The organism is Xanthomonas sp. D-99, from assembly GCF_017746145.1.
Classification (GTDB): Bacteria; Pseudomonadota; Gammaproteobacteria; order Xanthomonadales; family Xanthomonadaceae; genus Xanthomonas; species Xanthomonas cissicola.
Map to the genome: position 1 here is coordinate 7826 of NZ_JAGHWU010000088.1, position 556 is coordinate 8381.

Genomic DNA, 556 nt, shown 5'->3' on the forward strand with positions numbered 1-556 from the left:
ACCGCCGGCGGTACGATCGCGTTCTACACCTATTCGGTCACCGGGCCGAAGATGATCCAGACCGCATTCGCCGGTGGCGATGTGATGGCCGGCACCATCATCAACCTGGTCGCGCTGACCGTGCTGATGCTGATGCAACCGGTCGGCGGCTGGCTGTCGGACATCGTCGGGCGCAAGACCTTGCTGGTGTTCTTCGGCATCGGCGGCGTGCTCTACACCTGGTTCCTGGTAATGGAACTGCCCAAGCAGACCGACTGGCTGACCGCGTTCGTGATTCTCACTGTGGGCTTTGTGATCCTGACCGGCTACACCTCGATCAATGCAGTGGTGAAGGCGGAATTGTTCCCCACGCATGTGCGCGCGCTGGGCGTCGGTCTTGGCTACGCGCTGGCCAATTCGGCGTTCGGCGGCACCGCGCCGTTGCTGTATCAGGCCTCGCTGAAGACCAACCAAGTGACCGAGTTCGTGATCTATGCGACGGCGGTGATTGCGGTGTCGTTGGTGGTCTACATGTTCTTCCTGACCAACAAGGGCAGCAACTGGCTGGACGACGAAG

General features: G+C 61.2%; 1 protein-coding gene. It reads left to right on the forward strand.

The features are described from left to right. Positions 1-556 (forward strand): MFS transporter (locus J7360_RS19990; protein WP_209034618.1); only part of this gene is annotated, 556 nt, incomplete at both ends.